This window comes from Helicobacter anatolicus (assembly GCF_021300615.1).
Classification (GTDB): Bacteria; Campylobacterota; Campylobacteria; order Campylobacterales; family Helicobacteraceae; genus Helicobacter_H; species Helicobacter_H anatolicus.
Window position 1 is genome coordinate 230,530 of sequence record NZ_JAJTMY010000003.1, and the last position, 13,637, is coordinate 244,166.

At 32.1% G+C, this 13,637-nt stretch carries 14 protein-coding genes; 8 read left to right on the forward strand and 6 right to left on the reverse strand.

Features of this window, described 5'->3' with window-relative positions:
• Window positions 1-69: 69 nt before the first annotated feature.
• Together rpe and LW133_RS05390 are read left to right on the forward strand one after the other, a co-directional pair.
• Window positions 70-708, forward strand: coding sequence for a ribulose-phosphate 3-epimerase (gene rpe, locus LW133_RS05385; RefSeq protein WP_233077409.1), 639 nt, complete (start codon window positions 70-72; stop codon window positions 706-708).
• Window positions 705-1,451 carry a 3'-5' exonuclease gene (locus LW133_RS05390; protein ID WP_233077410.1) on the forward strand — a complete coding sequence of 249 codons (747 nt, stop codon included), beginning with the start codon at window positions 705-707 and terminating at the stop codon, window positions 1,449-1,451. Before rpe ends, LW133_RS05390 begins: the two co-directional genes overlap by 4 nt.
• 82 nt (window positions 1,452-1,533) lie before the next feature.
• Here the strand turns inward: LW133_RS05390 and LW133_RS05395 are convergent, their stop codons facing one another.
• Both LW133_RS05395 and LW133_RS05400 read right to left on the reverse strand, forming a co-directional pair.
• Window positions 1,534-1,791, reverse strand: a complete 258-nt coding sequence (locus tag LW133_RS05395; RefSeq protein ID WP_233077411.1) for a hypothetical protein — start codon at window positions 1,789-1,791, stop codon at window positions 1,534-1,536.
• Window positions 1,792-1,839: 48 nt separating this feature from the next.
• Complete coding sequence (locus LW133_RS05400) at window positions 1,840-2,664, reverse strand: DUF5718 family protein (protein WP_233077412.1); 825 nt, start codon at window positions 2,662-2,664, stop codon at window positions 1,840-1,842.
• A 196-nt stretch (window positions 2,665-2,860) separates the two neighbouring features.
• On the opposite strand from LW133_RS05400, the gene LW133_RS05405 reads away from it, so the two are divergent.
• Together LW133_RS05405 and LW133_RS05410 are read left to right on the forward strand one after the other, a co-directional pair.
• Complete coding sequence (locus LW133_RS05405) at window positions 2,861-3,784, forward strand: bifunctional enoyl-CoA hydratase/phosphate acetyltransferase (protein ID WP_233077413.1); 924 nt, start codon at window positions 2,861-2,863, stop codon at window positions 3,782-3,784.
• A gap of 15 nt (window positions 3,785-3,799) precedes the next feature.
• The gene (locus LW133_RS05410) at window positions 3,800-4,975 is read left to right on the forward strand and encodes an acetate/propionate family kinase (RefSeq protein ID WP_233077414.1); all 1,176 of its coding nucleotides are present in this window, start codon (window positions 3,800-3,802) and stop codon (window positions 4,973-4,975) included.
• Window positions 4,976-4,997: 22 nt separating this feature from the next.
• Here LW133_RS05410 and LW133_RS05415 read toward each other — a convergent pair whose 3' ends face one another.
• Window positions 4,998-6,218 carry a dicarboxylate/amino acid:cation symporter gene (locus LW133_RS05415; protein ID WP_233077415.1) on the reverse strand — a complete coding sequence of 407 codons (1,221 nt, stop codon included), beginning with the start codon at window positions 6,216-6,218 and terminating at the stop codon, window positions 4,998-5,000.
• A 160-nt stretch (window positions 6,219-6,378) separates the two neighbouring features.
• Between LW133_RS05415 and LW133_RS05420 the strand changes: the two genes are divergently transcribed.
• Window positions 6,379-6,534, forward strand: coding sequence for a hypothetical protein (locus LW133_RS05420; protein ID WP_233077416.1), 156 nt, complete (start codon window positions 6,379-6,381; stop codon window positions 6,532-6,534).
• A 191-nt stretch (window positions 6,535-6,725) separates the two neighbouring features.
• Here the strand turns inward: LW133_RS05420 and LW133_RS05425 are convergent, their stop codons facing one another.
• The 3 genes from LW133_RS05425 to rsmA are packed head-to-tail and all read right to left on the reverse strand — an operon-like array spanning window position 6,726 to window position 10,494.
• Window positions 6,726-7,688, reverse strand: coding sequence for a KpsF/GutQ family sugar-phosphate isomerase (locus LW133_RS05425; RefSeq protein WP_233077417.1), 963 nt, complete (start codon window positions 7,686-7,688; stop codon window positions 6,726-6,728).
• Window positions 7,689-7,696: 8 nt separating this feature from the next.
• On the reverse strand, window positions 7,697-9,676 hold the full coding sequence (locus LW133_RS05430) for a ribonuclease J (protein ID WP_233077418.1): 1,980 nt from the start codon (window positions 9,674-9,676) through the stop codon (window positions 7,697-7,699).
• 2 nt (window positions 9,677-9,678) lie between these two features.
• Window positions 9,679-10,494, reverse strand: coding sequence for a 16S rRNA (adenine(1518)-N(6)/adenine(1519)-N(6))-dimethyltransferase RsmA (gene rsmA, locus LW133_RS05435; protein WP_233077419.1), 816 nt, complete (start codon window positions 10,492-10,494; stop codon window positions 9,679-9,681).
• Window positions 10,495-10,556: 62 nt separating this feature from the next.
• Here rsmA and hisF point away from each other — a divergent pair, with 62 nt between their 5' ends.
• The 3 genes from hisF (at window position 10,557) to rlmN (ending at window position 13,606) form a co-directional block, all read left to right on the forward strand.
• Window positions 10,557-11,342 (forward strand): imidazole glycerol phosphate synthase subunit HisF, encoded by a 786-nt coding sequence (hisF, locus tag LW133_RS05440; RefSeq protein ID WP_233077420.1) that lies wholly within the window; start codon window positions 10,557-10,559, stop codon window positions 11,340-11,342.
• Window positions 11,343-11,359: 17 nt separating this feature from the next.
• Window positions 11,360-11,929, forward strand: coding sequence for a phosphorylase family protein (locus LW133_RS05445; RefSeq protein WP_233077421.1), 570 nt, complete (start codon window positions 11,360-11,362; stop codon window positions 11,927-11,929).
• A gap of 600 nt (window positions 11,930-12,529) precedes the next feature.
• Complete coding sequence (gene rlmN, locus LW133_RS05450; protein ID WP_233077422.1) at window positions 12,530-13,606, forward strand: 23S rRNA (adenine(2503)-C(2))-methyltransferase RlmN; 1,077 nt, start codon at window positions 12,530-12,532, stop codon at window positions 13,604-13,606.
• Window positions 13,607-13,637: the final 31 nt, after the last annotated feature.

The window sequence follows — 13,637 nt, forward strand, 5'->3', positions numbered from 1 at the left end:
TTATATCTTAATTATTTTTTATGTTATTCTATAACAAAAGTTTTTATATAAATGTTTTAGGGAGAAAATATGCTTGTTGCCCCCAGTCTTTTGTCTGCAAATTTTATGAAACTAGGAGAAGAGGTTAAAAATATTTGTGATAGTGGTGCAGATTTGTTGCATATTGATGTGATGGATGGGCATTTTGTACCAAATCTTACTTTTGGTCCTGTGGTTTTGCAAGGAATCATGCATTATGCAACTAAACCATTAGATATACATTTGATGGTAGAAAATGTGGAGTTTTTTGTAGATTTATTTGCGCCACTTCAGCCAAAATATATAAGTGTGCATTTTGAAGAAGTTAAGCATCTTCATCGTGTGATTTCTCAAATTAGAAAATATGGGATTTCTCCAGCAGTTGTACTTAATCCTCATACAAGCGAAGAAGGGTTAAAATATATTTTAGAAGATATTGATATGGTTTTATTAATGAGTGTTAACCCAGGTTTTGGTGGGCAGAGTTTTATTCCTAGTGTGTGTGAAAAGGTTAAAAATCTTAAGAAACTTATTTTAGATAAAAATCCAAATTGTTTGATTGAAGTTGATGGTGGAGTGAATGATAAGACAATTGATAAGTTAAAAGATTCTGGGGTAGATATCGTAGTTGCAGGGAGCTATATTTTTCAGCAAGATAATTATAAAAAGGCCATTCTTTCTTTGCGATGAGTTACAATAAAATTTATGCAAAATTCCAAAAACCTCATTTAAAAAATGAAAAGTTTTTGCCTTTTATTCGAGATATTTTTGAGGTTGATGATTCAAATTTAGCGTTAGAATTATTGCAAGGTTGTGGATTTTGGTTGATGCAAAAAGATGAATTTTTTGAACTCGGCACACTGTATAAAGAAATTAATGATAGTGTGTTTTGTTTTGTGGATATTGAGACGATAGGTTCTAAGCCACAAGATTCTAAAATTATAGAAATTGGTGCAATAAAATATTATAAGGGCAAGATTATTGATCGTTTTGAAACATTGGTATATGCAGAATTTGTTCCTGAGCATATTGTAGAACTTACAGGAATTACTACACAAATGTTAGAAAATGCACCAATGGAACATAAAATCTTAAAGGCATTTAGGGAATTTTTGGGAGATAGTATTTTTGTTGCACATAATGTGTTATTTGATTATACTTTTATTAGTGAAAAGTTAGAAATTTATGGAGATTTTCCTCTGTTAAATCCTAGGCTTTGTACAATTGATTTGGCAAGAAAAAGTATTTTATCTTTGCGTTATTCTTTGGGATATTTAAATCATTTTTTAGGAATTAATATAAAAGAACAACATCGTGCACTTTCTGATGCACGTATGAGTTTGGAAGTTTTTAAAATCGCACTTTTATCTTTACCGCATAATGTTAAAAATATACAAGAACTTATTGAATTTTCTCGTGGTAAAAAACTTTAGTTACGAAAATATTAAAATAATACAAAGTGGAGAACTAAAAAATAGAGGAGGACTTAGCCAGAAGGCTAAGAAAATAGTAAAATTACTTTTGATTGAGTATTTCTAATACTGCAACTGCATGTGGAGTCATTGCACCGCATTTATTGCAAACTGTGTAGATTGCAGGTACATGAGGTCCATTAACATTCACACTACCATCGATTTTATTTTGTAGCATAATGCTTGTAAAACCAGGTGCAACACCAATATCTTTGCCACCGCAAGTTGGGCAAGAAAGTTTTGCACCCTTTTCTTTTAATTTTTCTAAAATTCCTTCAGGCGTAATATTGATATCTGCCATTATATGCTCCTTGTTAGATAATATAGATGGTTTATTATACAAAATTCATTATTGTTTTACTACTTTTTGTTGCAAGATTGAGAGGTTTTTTTCATCATCAGGAAGCCTCTCTTCTCTGAGTAGGGATTCCAAAGTGTTTGGATCATACTTTTTATGATTAAAAATAAGAATATTTACCTCATCTCCATTTTGCAAGAATCTTGTTTCACCTAAATGCGTGTAGCGTGTGGCACCTATAGCAATTATGCATTTTTCTGGGAAATTATTATTTTTGATAATGCGGTGCATATCTTCTAGCACAACCATATCTTCTTGATGATTGAGTTTTTGGATAAGCCATTCTAGTAGTTTGTCATAAAAAAAACTATAGCTTAATAAAGGAGAACATTCTCCATAAGCATGTATTTTGCCATCAATTTTAATAAAAGAGGCGATGGAAAAATCATCACATACTCCACCTTCTTGAAAAGAATCAATCGCTATTTTATTGCCATATCCCTTGCAGCCTGTAGAAAAATTTTTTTTCTGAGAGATTTTTTTAGCATTTTTATCATTTCTTACAGAAGCATCATTAAATGCCATAAAAAATTTTGGTACCAGCGTTTTAATGTATCCATTTTCATAGGTAATGTCACATTCAATTCCTACTTCTGGTTCTGCTTGCACGCATAAAGTAGAATCTTCTGGTAAAATAATTTTTTGATTATCAAAACAGAAGCGTTGTAATTTTTCATGATTTGGCACATAAAAAGGGAAAATACCTTTTGGTGCATTTTCTTCGCTACAAATCCCACAAAAATCACTAGCTTCGCCCGCTTGCTCCAAATGGTTAGCAAAATTTCCTACTATCCCTACGCCTAAATAGTGTTTCATTTTTATATCCTATCTTTTATTAAAGTTTTGATTATTCACAATCTGAATAGATTCAAAAACTACCTTAATTATTAAAAAAAATGTTAAACATTTTAGGCATTAAAAGAGTTTTTTGATAAAATTATTTTTTGGATAGGCTATTTTGTAACATATTAAAGAGTGTATCAATAGATATTAGAAGAAAAAAGGAGAAAAAATGAAATCAGATAATTTAGAGGCAAAAAAACAACAAGTTTTTGATGAAATTTTGGAGCGTGCAAAGCAAAAAGGAGCAATTAAAGTAGCTGTAGCACAACCTACAGATAAAAATAGTCTTGAGGGTGTGATAGATTCTTATCAGGCGGGATTAATTGATCCAATTCTTGTTGGAGATAAAGAAAAAATTATAAATTGTGCAAAAACTTTGGGTTTTGATATTAGTGCTTTTGAAATAGTTGATGTACCAACAGATAAGGAAGCAGCAACAGCGGCTGTTGAATTTGCTACAAAGGGGATTGCAAAAGCATTGATGAAGGGAAATTTGCATACCAATGATATTATGAGTGCTGTACTTAAAAAAGAGGCAGGATTAAGGACAGATAGAAGCATTTCTCATGCTTTTGTTATGGATATTCCTACTTATCATAAAGCATTAATTATTGCAGATTCTGCAATTAATATTGCTCCAAATTTTGATGTAAAATTTAGTATTCTGCAAAATAGTGTAATACTAGCAAAAAATCTCGGAATCAAGACCCCAAAAGTAGCAATTTTAAGCGCAGTAGAAATGCCTTATGAAAAAATGCCAAGTTCTGTTGAAGCATTTGACCTTGCCAAAAAAGCAAATGAAGAAATAAAAGATGTGATTTGCTACGGACCTTTAGCTTTTGATAATGCAATTTCAGAAGAGGCTGCAAAAATTAAAAAAATTAATTCTCCTGTATGTGGGGATCCGGATATTTTAATCGTACCACAAATAGAATCAGGAAATATTTTATTTAAATCGTTAGTCTATCTTGCACATGCAAAGGTTGCAGGAGTAGTGCTTGGAGCAAAGGTGCCTGTAATTTTGACTTCAAGAGCAGATAGTCCAGAAGCAAGAGTGTCTTCTTCTGCTTTAGCAGTTTTAGTAAGTGAATAAGATTAAGGAGAGAAAATGAAAGAAATTTTTTTAGTAATTAATGCAGGAAGCTCTAGTTTAAAGTTTAAAATTTTTAATTTATCAAATGAAGTGATAGCATCAGGTCAAGTAGAGGGAATTGATGTGTCACCAAGTTTTAAGGCTAAGGATGGTGAGGGCAATGTGATTGGTGAATATAAATGGGAAGAGAAAGATGCTCACAATCATGCAATGGTTTTAGAATATCTTATCCAGTGGATTCTAAAAATCTTTAAAGATTATAAACTTAGGGCTTGTGGACATCGTGTGGTACATGGAGGAACAATTTTTAAACATTCTGTGTTGATTGATGAAAAGGTGATTGCTGATATTGAGAACTTGATTCCGTTAGCACCTTTGCATCAACCTCACAATTTACGAGTAATCAAATTAATGTATCAGATGTTTCCAGATCTTCCACAGGTTGCAGTTTTTGATACGGCATTCCATCAAACAATGCAAGGCAATGCAATAATGTATGCTATCCCTTATGCACTTTATAAAGAGGGAGTACGACGCTATGGGATGCATGGAACTTCTTATGCATATATTGTCAAAAAAATGGAGCAAGATTTTCCAGAGTTTGCTAAGAAAAAAATTGTTGTTGCACATATTGGGTCAGGTGCTTCACTTTGTGCAATTGAAAATGGCAAATCTGTAATGACTACAATGGGGATGACAGCATTAGAAGGTGTGCCAATGGGAACTAGACCAGGATCTTTAGATGCAGGTATATTGCTTTATTTGATGGAAAATAAAGGTTATGGTTTGGATGAAATTAGAGACTTTTTATATTACAAATCTGGCGTAGGCGGACTTTCTGAATTTAGTTCTAATTTCTATACATTAGAAACTAATATGGACAAAAATGAAGGTGCAAAAAGAGCAATTGAATTTATTGTATTTAGAATTGCAGAAGAGATTGCTAGATTAAGTGTAAGTTTGGGTGGGATTGATGCATTGGTCTTTACGGCTGGCGTAGGCGAAAATTCTTCTTATTTTAGAAAAGCAATTTGTCAATATCTTACATATTTGGGAATCAAAATTGATGATGATAAAAATAGTAAAAAAGCCTTACAAATTAATGCAGAAGATAGTAGAGTAGGGATTTTTGCAATTCCTACCAATGAAGAATTAATGATTGTTTTAGATACCGTAGAATTGACAAAATAATTTAAAGGTGGAAACTCCACCTTTAAGCTTTACATGCATCTTGTATTTCTTTTCCACTAATTTCTTTTTCCCATAAGGCAACAATAATTGTTGCAATAGAGTTACCTAGAATATTACAAAAAGTTCGTGCCATATCCATAATGCGATCCACACTAAGAATAATGGCTATGCCTTCTGTAGGTATACCAAATGATGCAGCTGTTGCTGTAATAACCACAATAGATGCCCCAGGCACACCAGCAATACCTTTTGTAGATACCATAAGGACTAAAAGCATGACAATTTGTTGTGATAAACTAAGCTCTATTTGATACATTTGTGCAAGAAAGATGACTGCTAATGAAGTATAAAGTGTCGAGCCATCAAGATTGAAAGAATAACCTGTGGGGATTACAAAAGTAATGATAGGTTTAGGAATTTTTAGGGCATGGAGCTTTTGCATTAATAAAGGCAGAGCAGCTTCGCTAGCCGCAGTAGAATATCCTAAAAGTAAGGGTTGCCATAAGGCTTTGATTATACAAAATAAATTTGCTTTTGCAATAAAAGATGTAATGCAAAGTAAAATCAATAAAAAAATAAAAATTGCAAAATAAAGTGAAAATACAAGCTTGCCTAAAGGAATCATCATTGATAATCCAAAATTACCTACTGCATAGGCTATCATTGCAAAAACACCAATAGGAGCATAATACATAATGTATTGTGTGACTTTAAACATTGCTTCTGCGACATTTTGTGCAAGATTTACAATATTTTGCCCCTTATCGCCAAGATGGGCTAAGGCTACTCCAAAAAAGCAACAAAAAAATATAATTTGTAAAATATCTCCATTAGCACAAGCTTGCATAATATTGCTAGGCACGATATTTACCAAAAAAGCAACAATATCAAGATGTTTTTCTGCTGTATTATATATATGATTTTCGCTAGTATTAAGATTTACTCCTGTACCAGGATGTAAGAGATTTACTACAACTAGACCAATAACAAGAGCTAAAAGACTTGCAATTTCAAACCAGATAATACTTTTTCCTCCAAGTTTTCCAAGTTTTTTGAAATTTCCTGTTCCTGCAATGCCTACAATTAGTGTAGTAAAAACAAGAGGGATGATGATCATTTTGATCATGCGGATAAAAATATCTCCAAAAACTTTGAGGTGTGTGGAAAAATCAGGGAAAATATATCCTACAAAGATTCCTAAAACTAAAGCAATAAAAATTTGTTTTGTAAGTGTTAATTTCATTACCTTCCTTGATGTTTTAGACCATTATAATTTTTTTCTTCCGTAAAATATAAAAATTATTAAAAAAATAAAGGCTTTTTTACTGAATGTAGCAAAATTGTAGAAAATATCATTGTTTTTATTAAGCAAATTTGAAGTCTTGTGAAAAATAATAACCCTTTTGTCCAACATAGAAAGTCAAGTTGTTACCACAAGCATACTAGAGCAAGTAAAGAGTAGAGCAGAAGAGCTAAAGGCTATGCAAAATAATATTAGACAAATCATTGATAATAAAAATATACAAATCTATACTAATGCAGGAACAGAAGAAGTGTAAAGAGCTATTAGAAGTAATAGCTACACCTATGCGGATTTAGAAGAATAACCAATTCAAGGCGGCATACAAGGAAGCACCGCCATTATAAATATAGAAAAAGTGCAAAGCATTCTCATACAAGAGGAATTTAATATAAAAACAAAACGCTAAATAGATCAATACAAGCTTTGGTGCCGTAAAATTTTTTAATTTTATGAATTCCTAATGCCTGCAGAAATGAGAGTATGCAGATGTACCACTCCTTTGATGTTTTTTGCAGAATCTGTAATGATAAGCAGCTGAATTTTATTTTGTTCGATAAATTCTAAGGCTTGTTGGGCGAGCATATTCTCATCATCACAAAATTTTGGATTTAATGTAGCATAGGATTTTACAGGAGTTTCTAAGCTAAAATTCTTTGCCATCATTGCGCGCCTTAAATCACCATCGCTTAAAACACCATAGAGTTGATTATTTTGTGCAAGTATAGCACTACCAAGTCTTGCTTCACTCATCTTGATAATGGCATCTTTTAGAGGTATTTCTGGTGAAATAATAGGAAGATTTTCTTTTTGCATTAAATCTTTGATTTTTACAAAAAGTTTTTTTCCTAAACTACCCCCAGGATGAAAAGATGCAAAATTATGTGTAGTAAAACTTCTTGCTTTCATGAGGCATATTGCTAATGCATCTCCTAGTGCAAGAGTAAGGGTGGTAGAACTTGTGGGAGCTGTGTTGATAGGGCAAGCTTCTTTTTCAATGTTAATGGGGATAAAAAAATCTCCCCCTTTTGATAGTGAGCTACGAGAATCCTTGCTCATTGTGATAACTTTGTAGCTTAGGCGTTTTAAGTGAGGTAAAATTGCAATGAGTTCATCACTCTCTCCACTGTAGCTAATAGCAAGAATGATATCCTTTTTTTCTATCATTCCTAAATCACCGTGCATTGCTTCAGTAGGGTGAATAAAAAAGCTGGGAGTACCAGTACTAGCAAGAGTTGCGGCAATTTTTTGCCCAATTAACCCACTTTTTCCAACTCCCATGACAATAAGTTTGCCACTAGAGTTTAAAATTGTCTCTACAATATTCTGAAAATCAATTTTTGTAGTATCAACTTTTAAAAGTTCTTTTGCTTCTAGTTCTAACACTTCTTTTGCAATTTTTTGAAAATCCATTATTATCCTTATTTTGTATAAGTATGAATGACGATTGTAGGATATTTTTTTGTTTTTTTGAATAAAAATTTTCTTAGCATGTTTCTAAGATCATTTTCCAATGTTTTTGCACTTGCTAGTGTTTCAGATTTCATATTTTTAATATGCAAGGATAGAACATCTTCTAATTCTTTAATAAAGGATTTTTCATTCTTAGGATTAATGATTCCTAAGGTGGTAATTTTTGTATCTTTGAGCAATTTTTGCTCATGTTTATTAATAAATGCCACCAAAACAAGCATTCCGCAATCAGCTAGTGCTTGTCTTTCTGTGACGACAATATTGTCAATTTCTGTACAAGCTTGATTGTCAATAAATATTTTTCCACTCTTTATGGACTTAACTTTACGAATATAGCTAGGATTAACCTCGATTTGATCACCATCTTCCATGAGATAAATATTTTTTTCTAAAACACCACATTTAATAGCAGTTTCTTTGTGTTTAGCAACGTGGTTGTATTCTCCATGTACAGGTAAGAAGAATTTTGGTTTAATGAGGCGTAGCATGAGCTTTTGTTCTTCTTGTGCAGCATGCCCACTTACATGAATCTCACTAAAGTCTTGATAAGCGACTTTTGCACCAGATTTCATAAGAAAATTTAATACAGTAGAAACCGCGCTTTCATTTCCAGGAATTGCTTTTGCAGAGATAATTACCATGTCTGTGGGTTTGATTTTTATATGACGATGCTCATCTGTTGCCATACGATAAAGCGCACTCATAGTTTCCCCTTGTGAGCCGGTAGTAACAATCAATACTTCTTCATCAGGATAATTATTTACTTCATGTGCTTCGATAAAGATATCGCTAGGAATATTGATGTAGCCTAACTCTCGTGCTATATCAATATTTTTTTCCATAGATCTACCGATGACAGCAACTTTTCTATTATGTTGGATTCCATAGCTAATTGCTTGATATACGCGGTGGATATTAGAGGAGAATGTACTCATAATTACTCTTCCTTCTGCAGCTTTGAAAAGTGCATCAAAAGTTGGCCCAACGCTTGCTTCTGATGCTGTGCTACCACTTTTATGAGAGTTTGTAGAATCGCTTAATAAAAGCATAACACCTTGCTCACCATAGTATGCAAGACGATGTAAGTCTGTAGGGAGATTATCAATAGGAGTGTGATCGATTTTAAAATCTCCAGTATGAACAATGATTCCTGCTTCTGTTTTGATGGCAAGTGCTGATGCATCAATAATAGAGTGTGTGATATGAATCCATTCAATTTCAAAATCCCCAATCGCAATAGGTTTGCGTTTTTCTACAATTCTAAAACAGGAGCGGAATTTTTTTAACCCATGTTCATCAAATTTATTTCCAATCATTCCTAGGGCAAGGGGTGTGCCATACAAAGGAAATTGTAATTGTTTGTATAAATAGGGCACCGCGCCAATATGATCTTCGTGTGCATGAGTAATCACTACACCAGCAATTTTATCTTTAATTGCATGAATATAGTTAAAGTCAGGAATTAAAATATCTACACCATGCATATTTTCTTCAGGGAAGCTCATTCCCACATCAATAATAATCGCAGAATTTTCTGTTTCCATTACCATCATATTTCCACCAATTTCACCAAGCCCACCAAGTGGAGTGATTCTTACTTTTGCTTTGGTGTTAAGGTTAAGTTTGTAATGAGGATTAAGAGAACTTTTTTGAATGCGATTATTAATTTCTACGCCTTTTTTGAGGTCTTTATGGAATCCAAGATTGCCACGCTCATTAACATTTTGAATTTCCCTAACCCCAGTATTTGTATGTTCATTTTTAGTATCTTTTTTAGAATTCCAGCGTTTTTTTTCTTTACGCGCATTTTTTGGAGATTCTTGATCATCGCTATGCGCCCTAGTTTTTGCAGAATTTGTTCGAACAAATGGCTTTCTTTTTTCATCTTCTGTTTTTATGTTTTCGTTATTTTCCACATTGTTTTCCATAATTATTCCTTTATTAATTCAAAAATTTGGTGATACAAATGAGTTTCTAGCTGATGAGCTCTAATATCCTTATCAATTTCTAATTGTTCAAAAGCTTTATGCAGTTTTTCTTTATCATGTCGTGCGGCTAGATTTTTGAATAATTTTTTACGCGGTGCGCTAAAGGCAATTTTTAACATATTTTCAAAATTTTCTTTTAGCATGTTCTGATTTTTTTTGACCATAAAAACCGCAGATGTTACCTTAGGTATTGGATCAAAAGCAGTATTTGGAACATCAAATAAATATTGTGCTATTCCAAGTGTTTGGGTTAAAACACTTAAAGCACAAAATGCAGATTCTCCGCATGTTGCACTAAATTTTTGTGCCACTTCTTTTTGCGTCATGACGATAAATCCTTTGCATAAAGGATCTTTTAACGCTTTTAATATAATATGCGTGGCTACATAATAAGGTAGATTTGATACTAAGATGTAGGGAGTATTATGTAACCAACCCTGCGAATTTTTCAGTTCTAGCACATCTTGATTAATCAATTCAAATCTTTTAGAATCTAGCATGCTGCCATATTTTTTTCTAAGTAAAGAACACAAATCACTATCAATTTCATAAGCTTTTATAGGATATAGTTTGAGCAGCTCATCGCTCAAATCACCCAAGCCAACCCCAATTTCTATGATTTTTTCATCGCTATATATATTGGGAATGGATTGGACAATTTTATAAACAAAACTTTTGTCTTTTAAGAAGTTTTGCCCAAACTTTTTTTTTGCCTGATAATGCAAAATATCTCCAAATTTTTGAGAATATTCTAGCAAAATTTTTGTGTTTTTTAAATACTTAGTAGTGTATCATTATAAATAAAATAAAGGAGCAATTTATGCAGGATTTTGCAAAAAGAATTATACCTTGTCTAGATATCAAAGAGGGTAGGGTAGTAAAAGGTGTGAATTTTGAGGGATTAAGAGAGATGGGAGATCCTGTAGCTTTAGCAAAAAAATATAGTGATATGGGTGCTGATGAGTTAGTGCTGCTTGATATTAGTGCTTCTCTTGAAAAAAGATCTATTATGCTAGATGTAGTAAAAAAAGTGTCCAGGGAAGTTTTTATTCCTTTAAGTGTAGGAGGGGGGATTAGTAGTCTGGAAGATATAAATTGTTTATTAGATTCTGGTGTAGATAAAGTAAGTCTAAATAGCTTTGCTATTAAAAATCCAGAATTTATTACACAAAGTGCAAAAAAATTTGGTAGTCAATGTATTATTATAGCTATTGATGTAAAAAAAACGATGCAAACAAAAAGTGGATGGAGTGTTTTTGTTAAAGGGGGTAGTGAGGACACACATAAGGATTTGGGAGAATGGATTAGTGAAGTTTGCAATCGGGGCGCAGGAGAGATTTTGTTGACCAGTATGGATTGTGATGGAGTGAAACAAGGTTTTGATATAGAATGTTTAGAGTTTGTTAAAAAGCTTGCTAGTGTTCCTGTGATCGCTAGTGGCGGTGCAGGAAAAATGAAAGATTTTTTAGAGATTTTTCAAGAAGATCCTAAGGGAGAGTGTCTTGCTGATGCGGGACTTGCTGCGAGTATTTTTCATCAAGATATTATTAAGATTCCTGATTTAAAAGCTTATTTGCAATCTCAAAAAATACCAGTAAGAATTTAAAAAATAAAGGTGCGATAATGTTTGTTTGTGCAGGCAATGGAGAAAGTTTTGATCTTGCTATAAATATTGGTGTAGGGCTTATTGAGAGTGCTATCAACTTAACTCAAATTTGTATCAAAAATAAGCCTAATTTTTTGTGTTTTGTTGGGAGTGCAGGAAGCTATGATTTAAATCTACCATTACTTGAGATTTGTGTTAGTCAAGAATCTACTCAAATTGAAACCAGTTTTTTTGAAGATAAAAGTTATGCTCCAATTCAATTACATCAAAAAAGTATCGATGATGTTTCATGTGAAACGATTAATAAAATCAAAACCTTAGAACTAAGATCTGTGATTGTAAATTCTAGCAATTACATTACCACTGATATGCAGATAGCCAAAAAGTTTTTAAAACAAGGAATTTTGTTAGAAAATATGGAGTTTTATTCTGTGCTTTCTGTGGCAAAAAAAATTCAGATTCCTTGTATGGGGATTTTTTGTGTAAGTAACTATTGCAATACCCAAGCTCATCAAGATTTTATGAAAAATCATCACATAATAATAAAAAAAATAGAAGAGGTTATAAAAAAAGTAGTTAGTAAGTAATACTTGATAAAAAAAGGTATTATTGTAAATCTTGTCTTAGTGTGCAAAGAAGAAAGCAGAATACTCCTAAAATTATAAGCACACCCCACCAAAAACCTACCAAACAAAATAAGGCAGTTAAAATTACCCCACAAAGACCTAAAAAAGGATACTTGATAATTGTTTTTATAAATATAAAAAGAATGAGTAAGGCCGCAAAAAACAATAAAATCATTATTTCCATTTAAAACCTTCCTAATATAGTAAGTTAGCCTCTCCTCCCCTATTTGTTTTTAAACTTAAATAAAGTTTATTTGAAAACTGAAGCACATTTTTATTATACATAATTTTCAATGAAGCTTATATTAAGAGTTGTTAAGCAAAGGCTTAATTTTATAACTTCTAGTTTATCTTTTTAAATTATTAAAAGAATTAAAATTAGGATTTTTGTGTAAGTAACTATTGCAATAATTTATCAAGATTGTTTGAAAAATTATCTCAGCTACTAGAAATTAGAAAATTTTATAGGAGGAGCAAGAAGCTATTTTATAGTTTTAGTTAAAAAGATAGAGGGGTAATGTTTTGCTATAATTTTAAATTAAATTAGAGTAGAGATGAGTGATGCAAAATATTTATAATTTTACTTTAAAAGAATTGGAAGAAAAAATGCAACCGGCATTTCGTGCCAAGCAGATTTATCATTGGTTGTATGTTAAATACACGCAAGATTTTGATTCTATGCAGAATCTACCAAAAGATTTGAAAGAGACACTTAAAAAAGATTATAAAATTCAACATTTGGAGATAATTAAAGTAGAGATTTCAAAAGATGGGACAAAAAAATATCTTTTTAAGACATTAGATGGGTTTAGCTTTGAGAGTGTTTTTATCAAAATGCGAGATAAAAAGCTTGATGAAAATGGAAATGTTTTAGAAGGGGAGCGATATACTTTTTGTCTTTCCAGTCAGATTGGTTGTAAGGTAGGTTGCGCTTTTTGTTTTACTGCAAAAGGTGGTTTTGTGAGAGATTTAAGTGCAGGAGAGATTGTTGAACAGGTAGTGCGATTGAAAAAGGATAATGATTTATTACCAGAAAAGCGTGTAAATATTGTCTTTATGGGAATGGGAGAACCACTAAATAATTTAGATAATGTAGCTCAGGCTATAAAAGTGATTAGTCAGCTTGATGGTTTATCTATTTCTCCAAGACGACAAACAATTTCTACAAGTGGTATTGCCCCTAGAATCAAAAAACTTGGAGAGTTGAATTTAGGGGTACAGTTAGCAATTTCACTACATGCAGTGGATAATGCATTGCGTACTAAGCTTATTCCTATGAATAAGGCTTATAATATAGAAAGTATTATTGAAGCTGTTCGAGAATTTCCTGTAGATACACGAAAAAAAATTATGTTTGAATATCTTGTGATCAAGGATGTAAATGATGATATTAAAAGTGCTAAGACGCTTTTAAAATTACTCAATGGCTTGCAGGCTAAAGTAAATTTGATTTTATTTAATCCTCATGAAGGTTCAGAATTTAAGCGTCCAGAGATGAAAAAAGTTAAAGAATTTGCAGATTTTTTGGTAAAAAGAGGATTGCTTGCAACAATTAGAGAATCAAAAGGAATAGATATTTCTGCAGCATGTGGACAGTTAAGAGAAAAAGAGTTGAAAGTTTCACATGAAACATTATAAAATACCACAGGAATAAAATATGGAACTTGTC

What these genes read in the sequence shown, in the direction of transcription:
- rpe (WP_233077409.1), top strand. Translation starts at nt 70, where the DNA reads ATGCTTGTTGCCCCCAGTCTTTTGTCTGCAAATTTTATGAAACTAGGA.
- LW133_RS05390 (WP_233077410.1), top strand. Translation starts at nt 705, where the DNA reads ATGAGTTACAATAAAATTTATGCAAAATTCCAAAAACCTCATTTAAAA.
- LW133_RS05395 (WP_233077411.1), bottom strand. Translation starts at nt 1,791, where the DNA reads ATGGCAGATATCAATATTACGCCTGAAGGAATTTTAGAAAAATTAAAA.
- LW133_RS05400 (WP_233077412.1), bottom strand. Translation starts at nt 2,664, where the DNA reads ATGAAACACTATTTAGGCGTAGGGATAGTAGGAAATTTTGCTAACCAT.
- LW133_RS05405 (WP_233077413.1), top strand. Translation starts at nt 2,861, where the DNA reads ATGAAATCAGATAATTTAGAGGCAAAAAAACAACAAGTTTTTGATGAA.
- LW133_RS05410 (WP_233077414.1), top strand. Translation starts at nt 3,800, where the DNA reads ATGAAAGAAATTTTTTTAGTAATTAATGCAGGAAGCTCTAGTTTAAAG.
- LW133_RS05415 (WP_233077415.1), bottom strand. Translation starts at nt 6,218, where the DNA reads ATGAAATTAACACTTACAAAACAAATTTTTATTGCTTTAGTTTTAGGA.
- LW133_RS05425 (WP_233077417.1), bottom strand. Translation starts at nt 7,688, where the DNA reads ATGGATTTTCAAAAAATTGCAAAAGAAGTGTTAGAACTAGAAGCAAAA.
- LW133_RS05430 (WP_233077418.1), bottom strand. Translation starts at nt 9,676, where the DNA reads ATGGAAAACAATGTGGAAAATAACGAAAACATAAAAACAGAAGATGAA.
- hisF (WP_233077420.1), top strand. Translation starts at nt 10,557, where the DNA reads ATGCAGGATTTTGCAAAAAGAATTATACCTTGTCTAGATATCAAAGAG.
- LW133_RS05445 (WP_233077421.1), top strand. Translation starts at nt 11,360, where the DNA reads ATGTTTGTTTGTGCAGGCAATGGAGAAAGTTTTGATCTTGCTATAAAT.
- rlmN (WP_233077422.1), top strand. Translation starts at nt 12,530, where the DNA reads ATGCAAAATATTTATAATTTTACTTTAAAAGAATTGGAAGAAAAAATG.